The sequence below is a fragment of the Flammeovirga sp. EKP202 genome (assembly GCF_014534745.1).
GTDB lineage: Bacteria > Bacteroidota > Bacteroidia > Cytophagales > Flammeovirgaceae > Flammeovirga.
Genome location: NZ_JACVVP010000019.1, coordinates 95,072 through 110,403 on the forward strand (window position 1 = coordinate 95,072; position 15,332 = coordinate 110,403).

11 protein-coding genes are annotated in these 15,332 nt (G+C 36.7%); 6 read left to right on the plus strand and 5 right to left on the minus strand.

Annotation, left to right across the window (positions count from 1 at the left end; translation table 11 throughout):
• Positions 1-206 precede the first annotated feature (206 nt).
• From IC221_RS13460 to IC221_RS13485, 6 genes are all read left to right on the plus strand, one after another.
• Complete coding sequence (locus IC221_RS13460; protein ID WP_188169465.1) at positions 207-1,424, plus strand: hypothetical protein; 1,218 nt, start codon at positions 207-209, stop codon at positions 1,422-1,424.
• A 171-nt stretch (positions 1,425-1,595) separates the two neighbouring features.
• Complete coding sequence (locus tag IC221_RS13465; protein WP_188169466.1) at positions 1,596-1,745, plus strand: hypothetical protein; 150 nt, start codon at positions 1,596-1,598, stop codon at positions 1,743-1,745.
• Between the two features lie 424 nt (positions 1,746-2,169).
• A complete protein-coding gene (locus IC221_RS13470; protein WP_044202279.1) occupies positions 2,170-3,141 on the plus strand; it encodes a MoxR family ATPase in 972 nt (323 codons plus the stop codon).
• A 133-nt stretch (positions 3,142-3,274) separates the two neighbouring features.
• On the plus strand, positions 3,275-3,997 hold the full coding sequence (gene rsmI / locus IC221_RS13475) for a 16S rRNA (cytidine(1402)-2'-O)-methyltransferase (RefSeq protein ID WP_188169467.1): 723 nt from the start codon (positions 3,275-3,277) through the stop codon (positions 3,995-3,997).
• On the plus strand, positions 3,997-5,622 hold the full coding sequence (gene lnt / locus IC221_RS13480; protein ID WP_188169468.1) for an apolipoprotein N-acyltransferase: 1,626 nt from the start codon (positions 3,997-3,999) through the stop codon (positions 5,620-5,622). The genes rsmI and lnt overlap by 1 nt, the downstream gene beginning before the upstream one ends.
• A gap of 5 nt (positions 5,623-5,627) precedes the next feature.
• Positions 5,628-6,128 carry a methylated-DNA--[protein]-cysteine S-methyltransferase gene (locus tag IC221_RS13485; protein WP_188169469.1) on the plus strand — a complete coding sequence of 167 codons (501 nt, stop codon included), beginning with the start codon at positions 5,628-5,630 and terminating at the stop codon, positions 6,126-6,128.
• Here the strand turns inward: IC221_RS13485 and IC221_RS13490 are convergent.
• The 5 genes from IC221_RS13490 to IC221_RS13510 form a co-directional block, all read right to left on the minus strand.
• Entirely contained in the window at positions 6,125-6,790 is a 666-nt protein-coding gene (locus tag IC221_RS13490) for a hypothetical protein (protein ID WP_188169470.1), read from the minus strand. The genes IC221_RS13485 and IC221_RS13490 overlap by 4 nt on opposite strands.
• Before the next feature lie 29 nt (positions 6,791-6,819).
• Positions 6,820-8,619, minus strand: coding sequence for a chemotaxis protein CheA (locus tag IC221_RS13495; protein WP_188169471.1), 1,800 nt, complete (start codon positions 8,617-8,619; stop codon positions 6,820-6,822).
• 107 nt (positions 8,620-8,726) lie between these two features.
• Positions 8,727-9,086, minus strand: a complete 360-nt coding sequence (locus IC221_RS13500; protein ID WP_044202290.1) for a response regulator — start codon at positions 9,084-9,086, stop codon at positions 8,727-8,729.
• 20 nt (positions 9,087-9,106) lie between these two features.
• A complete protein-coding gene (locus IC221_RS13505; RefSeq protein ID WP_188169472.1) occupies positions 9,107-9,664 on the minus strand; it encodes a chemotaxis protein CheW in 558 nt (185 codons plus the stop codon).
• Positions 9,665-9,734: 70 nt separating this feature from the next.
• A complete protein-coding gene (locus IC221_RS13510; protein WP_188169473.1) occupies positions 9,735-15,257 on the minus strand; it encodes a PAS domain S-box protein in 5,523 nt (1,840 codons plus the stop codon).
• Positions 15,258-15,332 lie beyond the last annotated feature (75 nt).

Below are 15,332 nucleotides of genomic sequence, written 5' to 3' on the forward strand. Positions count from 1 at the left end.
TTTATAAAAATTATTTAAATCAACCTACCTATGGTTAAATGTATTAAAAGGATGATAATAAACAGAAACACCCTCTTTATTCATCGATAAAAACATCCATTTTTATACTACAAATTTACTAAAACAAGTGAGTAAATACCTCATAAATATAATTGGTTGGCAATCTATTAACGTACCTAATAAATTATTAATTCTACAATTAAAAAATGAAAACGACAAAACTGTCTATGATCATCGCGGTGATTCTTTTCACTGTTGGATGTAACAAGGAAAACGATCAACTGGTCCCCCAAGAGCATATCAAAAACATTGACCTGAGTTATGCTTCAAGCATCTTTATTGGTCCTAATATGGTGGATACCGACAACAGAAAAAGATTGTATAAAGTAACCAATGAAAATGAAATCGACACGGTGACTTATACCAATAATTTTGATGAAACCTTTACACCTCAGTGGTTACCTACTGATATTGTAAAAATCAATGACAACCTGCTTTATTTAGGTTTCCAAGGGGTAGAAAACTATATTTTAGATACAAGAAGTGGAAATACCGTCCTTATGGAAACTGCACCTCCAGTATCAGGTAAGTTTTTATCTAGTGAACAATTTATTCCTACGAGTCGCGGATTGATTTACCTTGGTAACGACAATAATTTATACAGTATCGTAGCAAATGAAAGTACATTGGCAACAATGCCTATTTCAACTGCACATGATGGATCGATAACTAGATTTGCTGCGGACCCTAAGGGCAATATTCTTTATGCTGCTGATGTGGATAATTTTATTGAAATTCATCTTCAGACAGCCAATTCATCAAAGAAAATCGACACTATCAATAAGGTGGGGCATACTACACTTTGGAATGGTATAAAGGAGAATGAATTATTTTACTACAAACCTACTGACAATGAAGAAGAAACGAATGTACAGTTAGTAGATACGGATCAGCAAACTTCAAGAAATTATGGAAATAACCGCTTTATACTTTCTTGTGGATTATCTAATATCATGACATTTGACAGCAAGGTAATGGGTATTGGTTGTAATGAAATCTATGAGCTTGTTAATACAGAAGAGAGTGAAGAAGTTTTAATTACTCCGTTGAGAGATTTCAATATCATCAATAACCAAACTGCCGATAAATCTCAAGATCATATGGTAATTTCAGGGGTGAATACTGTAGGCAATCCTCAATTAATTAAAATTGACCCGATGGATTATTCTTCACAACATATTATGCAGTTTGAAAACTTGACGGTTTATGAAATTACTTCCAATTCTTTTGGCGAAAGTATTTTCTGGGGCACTTTCCAAAATAATGGTAAAACTGCGATTGGTCATTTACATAATGATGGTACCTATACATTCATCGAACAAAATATTGATGGGACCATCGATGGAATTGGTAAATTGAACTAAGTATTTACCGATCTTCTTCTATTAGCGAAAACCTTCAGTAAGTCATTCTTGCTGAAGGTTTTTATTATACTGATCAGAATCATTAACATTTATTGATAGTTATCACCAACTAAAGTGTACAAAATACGCATATTTGATTGTAATAATTAAAACTTATCAATATTTGACAAAATGAAATCGCATAAATTATATGCTTTCTTTGTTCTTATCATTGTTGTTACCCTGTTAGGCCTTTCAAATCTTACGAATAACAAGGATGATCAAAAAGAAATCAAAGAAGTAAAGACAGAACATACGAGTGAGGTGCATAATCCACAATAGTAAACACAATTATCAAAGAGTATATACTAATAATATGCTCAGAAATAACTTAGCTATAAAACCAATAGTTTCGATTTTTTCTTAAACTCAAGCCTGAGAATTTGAACTATCATAAATTCTGTCATCAGCATATGCTAACAACAAACTATCAGTGCTTGAGTACTGAAATGAGGTGGTCTTTTTTTAAGACGACCTCTTTTCATATAAAACGGTTTGGGCAATTATGGATCGCTATCAAGAGGTTCAAAATAGCATTTCAGCAGTGAAGCTGTTAGCAAAAGTTAAATTTTGTTTAGGTGCAAATGAATATCAATAATAATTCTTTTCAAGGTGTAAATTGCATATCTGTACATAATGAGCATTTTATCGATTATGCTTGATATGTCAGTATTAAAACAAAGAAAAGTTTTTGTAAGCAAATAATATGGCAGATCATAAAGTACTTCATGATAAAATCCATGAAGTGATTACGGAAGTAGGAAAAGTAGTTGTAGGTCAAGACTACATGGTTAATAGATTATTAGTTGGACTTTTTACCAATGGTCACGTACTTTTAGAAGGTGTACCCGGTTTGGCAAAGACCCTTACAGTAAACACTTTGTCTAACGTACTGGATTTGGATTTCCAACGTATTCAGTTTACGCCTGACTTATTACCTTCTGACTTGATTGGTACAATGATCTACAATCAAAGAGAAGGAAAATTTGAAGTGAAGAAAGGTCCTGTATTCTCTAACTTGGTGTTAGCGGATGAGGTGAACCGTTCTCCTGCCAAAGTACAAGCAGCACTTCTTGAGGCAATGCAAGAGAAACAAGTAACGATTGGTGAAACTACTTTTAAGTTAGACCGTCCGTTCTTGGTATTAGCCACTCAAAACCCGGTAGAACAAGAAGGTACTTACCCTCTTCCTGAAGCACAAGTTGACCGTTTCATGTTGAAGGTATACATCAACTACCCTCGTAAAGAAGACGAATTAGAAGTGATGAGAAGAATGTCGAATCAGTCGTTTGATGATTCGGTTCGTTCTATCTTATCTAAAGAAGATATTTTCGCAATCCGTGATGCAATTAATGATGTGAAGGTGAGTGAAAGCTTGGAGCAATATATTATTGACCTTGTTTTTGCAACTCGTTTCCCTAAAGATTACGGCTTAAATGAGGAAGCACAATACATTCAGTTTGGTGTTTCTCCTCGTGCTTCTATCAACTTGCACAGAGCTGCAAAAGCAATCGCGTTCTTCGATGGTAGAGACTATGTCCTTCCAGAAGATATCAAAGAAATTGCTTATGATGTATTGAACCACCGTATCATTCTTAATTATGAAGCGGAAGCAGATGAAGTAAGTACAAAACAAGTTATTGATGCGATCTTGAATAAGGTTAAAATCAGTAAGTAGTTTTATCATTAGTTTTTGAAACGGAAAGCTGAATCATTTTATAAGAAGTGATTCAGCTTTTTTTATAAACTTACCTCAATAAGACATGATCGGTCACGGCATATTATTATCTTTGTTTCGATAAAAAAGAATTATGGAAGAGACATCATTATATATAGTTCCTACTCCTATCGGGAACCTTGAAGATATAACAGCGAGAGCATTGCGTATCCTGAATGAAGTAGATACAATTCTTGCAGAAGACACTCGTAATACGGGTAAATTATTGAAGCATTTTGACATCAAAAGTAACTTGCAAAGTCATCATGCTTTCAATGAACATAAGACAGTGGAAGGCTTGATTCAGCGCCTTCAGAAAGGAGAAAAAATTGCGTTGGTTTCAGATGCGGGAACTCCTGTAATTTCTGACCCGGGTTATATTTTAGTGAGAGCATGTGGAGAAGCAGGAATCAAAGTGGAGACACTTCCGGGACCTACTGCCTTTGTTCCGGCTTTGGTCAACTCAGGTTTACCGGCTGACCGATTTACGTTTGAAGGTTTCCTTCCTCATAAAAAAGGAAGACAAACGAAGATCAAGGAATTGGAAGAGGAACAACGCACAATGGTGTTTTATGAATCTCCACACCGTTTAGTGAAGTTCTTAGAACAGTTGGCCGAAGCTTGGGGTGGTGATAGAAGAGCAAGTGTTTCTAGGGAGTTATCAAAATTCCATGAAGAGACAATGAGAGGAACTCTCTCAGAATTAGCACAATATTATACTGAAACTCCGCCAAAAGGCGAGATTGTTGCAGTGGTTGAAGGAAAGAAAATTGAGAAAAAACCTAAAGGCAATAAGTATAAATACAAAGATCAATAATGAGGAAATTTATCTACGACTTTATAACAACAAACAGCAAGAAGAAATGGTACCCTTGGCTATTAGCTTTGCTTAGTGGTACCTTTTTAGGACTTTCGTGGCATGGATTCCTTCCTTTAGTGTTTATTGGGTTTGTGCCTTTGTTGGAAATTGAAAGAGTGATTTCTCTGGACAGCAAGCGTTTCAAAGGATGGAGAATTTATGGTTTTGCATTCCTTGCCTTTTTCACCTTTAACTTCGTAGGGTATTGGTGGCTTTGGTATGCCTCTAAATGGGCAACTTTTGGTGCTTGGGGAGCAAATGCCGCATTAATGGCATTACCATTTTTAGCTTTTTACCATACCAAGAGAATTTCCCAAGGAAAATTCCATCATATTGATTTTGTATGTTGGTGGATTGCATTTGAATATGTGCACATGTTCTGGGAATTTTCATGGCCTTGGTTAAATATCGGTAATGTACTGAGTTTTACACCTTCTTTAGCGCAATGGTACGAGTATACAGGTACTTTTGGAGGTACACTTTGGATCACACTGATCAATATCTATTTCTTTAGTTTTATGGTCAATGGAAAGAAAATTGTTTCCATTTTCTTTTACTTATTGATACCTATCTCAACTTCTTTATATATGTATTATAATTATGAAGAAGTAGGAGAAGAAATTGAAGTCGCTGTCGTACAACCAAATATTGATTGTTACTCAGAAAAGTTTAGGTATAATGCCAGAACGGGAGAGCAAAATACTAAAACGTACATTCCTCCTCAGGAACAAGTACAACGTATGATTGAACTTACCGAAAAGGCAATCACACCTAATACAAAGTTTGTATTCTGGCCTGAAACTTCTATCAGTAACAATATTGACGAAGACCGCCCTCAAAGAAGCCCCGATTTATTAGTGATCAAAAAGATGATGATGAGGCACCCTAATACTACCTTAGTTTCTGGTGCTGACACTTACAAAATCTACGGTGATACGTCTTTGACTTCTACTTCAAGGCATTCACAAAATATAGGTTATTATGATGTTTTCAATACAGCATTGAGAATAAAAAATCAGGACCCTATCACATTTTATCATAAATCACAACTTGTCATTGGCGTAGAAACCATTCCATTCCCGAATATATTGAAAGCCATCATTCTCAACTTTGGTGGTAGTTCTGGAGGGCTTGGAAGGCAAGAAGAAAGAGAAGTTTTTGCCAATGGTGATATTAATGTAGGTCCTATTATCTGTTACGAATCTGTATATGGAGAATACGTCACTGAATATGTAAAAAAAGGAGCTGATTTCTTAACTGTTGTGACCAATGATGGATGGTGGGATGATACTCCTGGACATACACAACACCTTGCTTTTTCATCTTTAAGAGCCATTGAAACTCGAAAGGATATTGCTAGATCTGCCAATACAGGTATTTCTTGCTTTATCAACCAAAGAGGTGATATTTTAAAACCCATCGCTTATGGTGAAATGGGTGCTGAAATTGGAAAAGTGAGAATCAATAAAGAAGAAACTTTCTATACATTATATGGTGATTATATTGCAAGAGTGGCAAGCGTATTAGCGGTTACAATGCTTCTTGTAGGATGGTCACGAAGAAAAAACGCTTTACCTATTTAAAAGATATGGAAACTGTTTTCAGAGATTATATTGAAACTCCTCTAGGACTTATGGTGGTAGAAGCCACCCCTAGAGGAGTTTCAAAAATTCGCTTTTTAGAAGAGGGAGAAGAAATCCTTGATGATTTACCGAACCCACACACCATGGATGCTATCGAATGGATCGATAATTACTTTCAAGGGAATAGCAAATTAGGGTTTGACTTTGCTATTGATTTGTCGGGTACAACATTTCAGAAACAAGTTTGGAAAGAACTCTGCAAAGTGAAATACGGTACTGTTGCCACTTATCTTGATATATCTGAAAGAATTGGTAATCCTAAAGCAATTAGAGCGGTTGGTGCGGCCAACGGCCAAAATCCAATTGCATTGGCAATTCCCTGCCATAGAGTCATTGGTAGTGATGGCACACTCACTGGATATGCAGGCGGATTAGGTAGAAAAAAATGGTTATTACAGCATGAAGGTTACATAAAATATGGGCAGGAACAACTCAGTCTTTTTTAACCAAAAATACTTTTAAAAAATCCTTTTTTATCTTCTTTCTTCTCATCATCCTGCTGCCCAACGAAGGCCTTTTCTATATCAAAGTTCCTTACAAATGGAATTAAGGTTTCATCAAACATACATATCAGCTCTAAATTCACCCTAGATTTAAAGGCTCCTAGTTCAGCTTTCAATGCATAAGAAACATTCATGCCTTCTTCCTTTTCATGAATAAATTTATCAAAGTGCTCCAAAGACATTTCTTGAATAGCCGGAACATGCCCATAAATAGTATTATTAAAAAGGTTGGCAAATTTTGTCACAAATGCTGCAATCAGGATATTATCCAACTCTAGTAACATTGCTTCTCTCATATGTTTTTTTCCCCACTCGGTCCTAGGTAAAGTCTTTTCGATAATTCCCTGCTCATCTTCACCATGTACTATTAACATGGTCTCTGCTTTCATATCACCAATAATATCTGTTGTCAATACAAAAACGTTCTCTTTATAGTCTTGACGCAATAGTTGTTCTTTAGATAGATCTTTCACTTCAATTACATTTCTCACTAAAATTTCATCTTTTAGAACAGTAGACAGGGCACTAGCCACATTTCCTAATGCAATATTGGTTATATCATTTATTAAATAGGATTTCTCTATTGAAAACTGGGATTGAAACATAATGAATTCTTTCTAGTATTCTAAGTTAATTATACAGTTGCAAAAGTGGGTTTAAATAAAAATTCAGATATGTCGTTAGCATCTAACACAAGGCAAACATTTCCATTACCTAAAATTGTAGCTCCACTGATAAAACGAGCATTTTCAACAGGTTTACCCAATGGTTTTTCGATGATTTCTTTCTGTTGTAATAATCGATCCACTACAAAACCAATCATCTTATTATCTACTGAGACTACTACAATATTAATTTTAGCTTCGGAGTCTTCTATCTGATCAAAAGAACGATGAAGCAATTGAGGGTTTTGAAGTTCTTCAGTGTCTTTACAGTCGAAAATATCCCTCAAAAACATCACTGTAATGGTATCATCAAGGTGTGTGGTAACCAAGCCACTACCCACTTTATGGATAGACGTTTTTTTTACAGAAATAACAGCCTCTGTAAATGATAACGGAATAGCATACTCTGTATTGTTGATGATAAAAAGTAAAGCTGATTTCACCGCCATTGAAGAAGGCAAACTAAGGCTGAAGGTAGTCCCTTGTCCTAAGACTGTTTTGATATTTATTTTTCCACCTACAGCATCAACTGCTTTTTTGACAACATCCATCCCTACGCCCCTGCCGCTTACTGAAGTGACATTATCAACACTTGAAAAACCAGGTTCAAAAATAAACTTCACTATATCATCATCAGAAAGGGAGGCAACAGCTTCTGGAGTAGCGAGGTTTTTCTCTACTACTTTTTTCCTGATTTTATTCGCATCAATACCGTATCCATCATCAATTACCTCAATAATCACATACTCCTTGTCAGACGTTGCTCTCAGTTGGATGGTACCTTGCTCTTTTTTCCCTTTCTTTCTTCTTTCTTCAGGCCCTTCTATTCCATGACTTACTGCATTACGGACTAAGTGAATCATAGAATCACTAATAATCTGTAATACATTTCTATCAATTTCAATTTCCGTACCTTGAAGGTCAAGGTTCACCTTCTTATTTTCAATAGAAGCTACATCACGTACAATTCGATGAAACTTATGAAATAAGGCACCAACTTGTACTAATCGAACTCCCATTACAGAATATTGTAAATCAGAAGTAATCCTATACAAACGGGTATACTCATTCGTTGCACCAACACTGGCACCTTGAGCTATTATTCTATCTTTTTCGATAGCCAATTCCCCTACTAAATTCAGTAAAGTATCGAGTTTAGAAACAGGTACCTGTACAAAATCAGAGAAAGTGATTTTTGATTTCTTCTCTTCTTCATCCATAAATTCATCGGCTAAAGGAACACCGATTGGAACAGGTTGCTCTGAGGCCAAAGTTTCTTTTTGACTTTCTGTTAACTCTTCCTCCATTTGTTTTTGGAGGGTTGCTTCGATTTCCTTGTCTTTTTTATCAGATGACTCACCTCCTTGCGTATGCTCGTATTCAATTTCACCTTTTAGGTTTCGAAGAATAACTTTGAGCTTTGCCCGCATTCCTTTATAAGGTACTTTTTTATCGACCTTCACGCCTTCAATCATTTCTCCAAGCTTATCAATCGCTTTAAAGAGATCATTAAAAACCATGGAGGTCAACGTAATGTTGCCTTTTCGAATTTCACTGAAAATATCCTCCAACAGATGCCCAACGGAAGCGACATCTTCGAATCCCATAGCCGCAGCATTACCTTTGAGCGTATGGATTATTCTAAAAATAGCTTCTGTTACTTCTCTGTCAGCATGATTTTTTTCCAGCTGCGTAAATAACCTGTTGAGCTGTTCAAAACTATCCTGAGCTTCGGCGAGAAATATCTGTTTAAGTTCTTCTTCTTTCATTCGTGTAAGTACATAATAAGTACTGAGTCAAAATGGACAGAACGCGTTTTTAAATATTCTTTGTATAAAAGAATAGCACATTCAATCACTTTGAACTGGTACTTCAATTAAATAATCTGACCTATTGCTTCAGTCAACTGCTCAGGAGTAAATGGTTTTACTAAATAGCTATCCAATCCTAGGTTCATACCCTCATCAATCACTGCTTGTTGTCCAACAGCACTAATCATAATGATTTTAGAAGTAAGGTCTTCCTCTTTTAGTGTTTTTAAAATATCGAGCCCTAACATATCAGGGAGGATATTATCTAATGTAATCAGGTCTGGTTCTGAGTCTAATGCTAGGTCTATCGCTTCTTCACCGTTTGATGCTTGTCCTATTACTTCAAACCCTGCTTCTTCTAATGCGTCCTTGATAATAGAGCGCATGTACAAAGAATCATCAACTATTAATACTTTTTTAGCCATGGGTAAATAAACATTAAATTTTAAATCTTCGACCCTATAACAGTTTTAAGGTCGTCTTTTGTGATAATCTTAAAGATGTCTATCAGAATGATCAATCGATCGTCAATCTTAATAATACCATTAATATAATCTTGCTCTCCGTGCATCTCTGTGACAACGGCGGGCGTATAATCAATATCCGTATCGGCTACAGATAAGGTATTAGGGACATCTTTTACTAAAATAGCCATATTGAATTCATGGCTTTCCACTACAAGTGTATAGCCGCTGGTCTCATTAATGGTTTTATTGAGCGAAAATTTATCTTCCAGATCAATAATGGCCAATATATTTCCTCTGATATTTGCGACACCTCGTACGTAAGAAGGTGTTAGAGGGATTTTCGTAATTCGAGGAGTGATCACAACTTCTTTGATTTGGTCTATCCGAAGTCCATACTCTTCCTCTCCTAGTCGAAATACAATAATGTTACTTTTCTTTTCTTGCTCATCATCAATGGTCACTTTAGCCATATCTACAGCCTCAGCAATTCTTTCTTCTTTTGATGGAGATGCATTGCTTGGTTCTTCCACATTCATAATAATGAGGTCGTTTTTGGAGTGATTATTTAAGGAAGGGGCGTTTGAAGTGTAACGCCCCTGTCAACTATTATTTTAATTTGAATTTACCAACTCCCTCTTTCAATTGAGAGGCCACTTGGTTGAGTTCTTCCGATGTTTCACCCATCTCTTTCACTGATCCAGACATCTCATCGGCAACTCCTGCCACATTTTTAGTCCCAGCGGCGGTATCTTCTGATACAATTACAATTTTCTCAATATTTTGAACCACTGAGTCAATTGAACCTTTCTGAGTATCTGTTGCTTCCAATACGTCTTTTGACAGCTTCAAGGTTTCTTCACTAGAATCTAAAATGGTTTTGAATACCTCTGATACATCTTTTGTGGCACCGTTCCCCACTTTTACAGACTCCTCCATTTTGTCAATGGCTTTTGTTGCTAACCCAACGTCTTTCTGAACGTCTTGAATTACTTTCTCAATGCCACCCGCAGACTGTCTTGAATCTTCTGCCAGTTTACGAATTTCTTCGGCAACGACTGCAAAACCTCTACCTGCATCACCCGCTCTGGCAGCCTCAATAGCGGCGTTTAGTGCGAGTAGGTTGGTTTGTGATGCAATGTCTGTGATTACGGTTAGTGCTCTAGAAATTTCTTCTGAACGTTTAGCCAAAATTTCAATAGATTCAGATGTAGATCCTGCAGAGTTTTCAATGGCATTCATATTTTCTACCAAGTGCTTGATGATCATCATACCATTCTGACAAGATTCCATACCAGATTCAGCAGATCGGTTAATGACATGTGCCTTATTACCGGTGTCTTCAGCAGCTGATAGAATCTCATCTACCAATTTCGACGATTCATCCGTTCTTGCTACCTGTTCTAACATACCTGATGAGATATCCTGAATGGCTGATACCACCGTATCTGTAGATTGATCCATGATACCGAACTTTTGTTTCATTTGATCCGAAGACCCTGCCACTGTATTCGACATCTGTTCAATTTCAAGCAATAGACTTTGTAATCCATCCAAGGCTTCGTTTAGACCTTGAGCCATCTGCCCAATATCACCAGCAGCGTGTCCTGTAAATCGCTTCGATAAGTCACCTTGTGCCATTGATTTAGTTAGCCCTTGGAACTCTAGAATTGGTTGTGAGATAGAGATCAATAGGTTGTTGAAGGCATCGGCTAATTCTTTCCATGCACCTTGAGCACTTTCAATCTCAAGACGTTCACTCAGCTTACCTTGTTCACCTGCAATTTGAACTACTCGGTTAATTTCTGTAATGAAGTTTTTCAGGTTATCTCTCAGTGATCTGTTGTTTTCGATCATTCTACCGATATCTGAATCGAGGTTGATATTACCTAGATCAATCTTTGCATCAAAATTACCTTTCGCAAGTTCATCTAAGAAATCAGAGAGTGCATTATAGGCCGTTTTAAATTCGGTAACATCTGATGCGTATTTCACTACTTTGAAGATTTTACCTTCTGCATCTTCAATTGGATTATAAGTGGCTTGTAACCAAATTTCTTTACCCGATTTATGAACACGCTTATACTCTCCACTATCAAAGACTCCGTTTCTCAGTTTCTCCCAGAAGTTTTTATACTCAAAACTTGTAGCATATTCTGATTCCACAAAGATGCTGTGATGTTTACCCAATATCTCTTCTTTACGGTAACCTGTCGTGGTTAAGAAGTTATCATTACAATCTAAGATATTACCTTGAAGATCAAATTCTACTGACGCTTGTGCTTTAAGAATCGCATTGATTTTACCTCGGTTTTCAGCGTTCGCTAAACGTCTTTGAGTTACATCTTCCGCAATTTGTACTACTTTATAGTAATTCCCTTCATGGTCTTGAACTGGGTTATAGGTAGCCTGTAACCAAATTTCTTCCCCTGATTTATTCAATTGCTTGTAGACATCTCTATCAAACTCTCCTTTACTTAGCTTACCCCAGAAGTTCTTATATTCTTGAGAAAGTGCATACTCTTTTGGTACCAATTTACTGTGGTGTGCTCCTACCAACTCATCTGTATTGTATTGCGTATTTTGACAGAAGATATCATTACAATCAAGGATATTTCCAGATAGATCAAATTCAACACGCATGTAACTCGCATCGATCGCTGCAATCTTACCACGGTTATCAGCATTGGCAATTCTTCTTGCCGTAATGTCATTGAGATAAGCTACAATCTTCACATAGTTACCATCATAATCCTGAATTGGATTATAAGAACCTTCTAACCAAATCTCTCGACCATCTTTCGTGATACGTTTGAAAGAATCTACGACATACTGTCCTTTCTGTAGTTTTGTCCAAAGTTCTTTGTTTCGAAGGATTGTATCTTGATCAACACCAACGATTACATCATGCGGATTATTCAAAACTTCTCCTTCATTGTAACCCATCACTTCGAGTAATGTATCGTTCATGGCGGTGATTTCCCCTTCCATAGAAAGCTCCATTACCCCTGATGATTTCGAAATCGCTTCATCTAAACCATCTTTTTCAACTTGTTGGTCCATTTGAGCGGTTACATCGAATCGAATACCAATATATTTGATAGGTTTACCCTCTTGATCCAATACCGGTGCAATCGTTGCATCAACCCAATAATAACCACCATTTTTCTTCTGGTTACGGTATTTCACTTTGAAAATTCGACCTGCTTGAATTGTTTCCCAAAGCTCCTTAAATACTGCTTTTGGTGTTGATGGGTGACGTACAATATTATGTGGCTGCCCTAATAATTCTTGTTTGGTATAACCTGATAGTTCTGCAAAAGTATCATTCACAAAAGTAATGTTACCATACAAGTCTGTTTCTGACATCAGAGCGGCTGAATTAAAGGCTACCACTCTTGATTCTAACTCATTCTTTAATGCTTCTGCTCTACGTTGGTTTTCGATTTGTTCAGTAATGTCGGTAGCGTATTTCACTACTTTCATTGCCTTATTGTTCAAATCAAAGATTGGATTATAAGTAGCTTGTAGCCACATTATACTTCCATCTTTCCTCACTCTTCTATAGACTCCTTCATCATGAACTCCTTGTTTCAGTTTATCCCAGAAACGTTCATATTCAACCGTATTAGCATAATCTTTTTCAACCAACATTCTGTGATGTTGCCCCATTAGCTCGGATTTAGTATAACCTGTAGTTTCCTCAAACAGATCATTACAATCCTGCATTACACCGTCCAGATCAAATTCAACGACAGCCTGAACATTGCCAAGGGCAGCAATCTTTGCTCGTGTTTCGGAGTTTCTTAGACGTCTTTCCGTTACATCTTCGGCTATTTTCACAATTTTGTAAATTTCGCCTTCTTGATTACGAATAGGGTTATAAGTAGCCTGTAACCAAATTTCTTTCCCTCCTGCAGCTTTACGTTTGTAGACATTCTTATCCGCTTCGCCATTTCTCAGCTTATTCCAGAAATTCTTATATTCTTGAGATAGACCATACTCCTTTTCTACAAGATTGATATGATCTAAACCTACCAACTCGTCTTTACTATATCCTACTCCTTCGGAGAACAAATCATTACAGTCAAGAATACGGCGGTCAAGATCAAATTCAACACGCATATAACTTGCATCAATTGCGGCAATTTTACCTCGGTTATCCGAGTTAGCTAGTCGACGGGCGGTTACATCTTCTGCTATTTTTACGATCTTATAGACATTCCCTTCAAAATCTCTAATTGGACTATATGTAGCTTGTAACCAAACCTCTCTTCCGCCTGCGACTTTACGTTTGTAGACGTTCTTATCTGCTTCTCCATTTCTTAGCTTATCCCAGAACCTCTTGTATTCCTGAGATCTTCCATACACTTCATCGACTAAATTGATATGATCTAATCCAATCAATTTATCTTTTGAATAACCCACCCCAATACTGAACAGCTCATTACATTCAATAATATGACGATCAAGGTCAAACTCCACACGCATATAACTCGCATCTATAGCGGCAATTTTACCTCTGTTGTCTGAATTGGCCAATCGACGGGCTGTTACATCCTCTGCAACTTTAATGATTTTATAGATGTTTCCATCGTGATCTCTAACGGGGTTATAAGAGGCCTGCAACCAAACTTCTTTTCCGCCTGCGACTTTACGTTTGTAGACATTCTTATCCGATTCACCATTTCTCAGTTTATCCCAAAAAGTTCTATACTCTTGTGATCTTCCATACGCCTCATCCACTAAGTTGATATGGTCCAAACCAATCAGTTCATCTTTTGAATAACCTACACCTTCAGCAAAAAGATCATTACAATCAATGATTCGGCGTTCCATGTCAAATTCAACACGCATGTAACTCGAATCAATTGCTGCTACTTTACCTCTGTTATCAGCATTGGCTAAACGTCTTTCTGTTACATCTTGAAGGTGAGCGATTACTTTCGCAACATTTCCATCGTAATCTTTTACTGTATTATATGTACCTTCAAGCCATTTGATATCTCCATTGACATCTATTCTTTTGAACGTCTCTTTTACAGCTTTACCCGATTTCAATTTCTCTTTTCGGTTATTATCAATCCTAATATGATCAGATTCTTTAGGAACAAGTATATCATGGTTTTTGCCCACAAGATCATGCTCTCTATAACCTAGATAATCCAAAAACATCTGATTTACAACAGTAATATTCCCATCCATATCCATTTCGAGGATACCATTGGAATTTGATATTACTTCTTGTACTGCCGTTCTTTCTTTTTCATTGTCCATTTGGTCCGTTACATTAAAACGGACACCAATATATTTAATTGGTTTACCTTCGGCATCTAGCACTGGAGCGATTGTAGCCTGTACCCAATAGTGGCTCCCGTCCCTCGCTTGGTTTCTATAGGTGCCTTGGAAAATTTGTCCATTTTGGACTTTATCCCACAACTCTTTGAATAGCGACTTTGGATTTGCCGGGTGCCTAACGATACTGTGGGGTTTACCTACTAATTCTTCAGGTGTATAACCTGATAGTTTGGCAAAGGTTTCGTTTGCAAAAGTAATGGTCCCGTAAAGGTCAGTTTCTGATACTAAAGCTGCAGTGTGGAAAATGTTAACGGTAGATTCCAACTCGCTTTTAATGTTTGAGAATTCTTGTTCTTTAAGTGCAGTATCAGTTACGTCTAAGCCTAATAATAGGTACTTATAAAGCTTATTATTTTCATTATAAATAGGTGAAATCGTCACTTCCATCCACGCTGATCCTCCTTCCTTTGTTAGGTTTTTAGTGGTACCTGTATAAGTTTCACCTTTCTTTACAATACTAAGAACACTGTCAGAAAAGTGCTTAGGAGTCTCCGGAGAAAGGATTTTTGATAAAGGTTGATCAAACAGTTCTTTGGGTTTGTAGCCTAAAAACTGAGCAAAACGGTCATTACATGAAATAATTGTACCGTCTAATTCGGTTTCAGCAACCAGAATTGTTTTGTTTAAAGCTTTTGATTTTTCACGAAGCTGAAGGACCTCTTTTTTTAAGTCACTACAATCTTCATTTTGAATTTTTTTGGGTCTTTCATTTCCAGCAGAGGAATCGTCGCGGCTTAACAAACGATCCTTTTTGATGTTATCTCCTAGTGCCATATTAGAGGTATTTTGAAACGGGTAATTTTATGGGTTATAAAGAAAGTCTAAGGAACTTTCATTACTTGGTTTTAG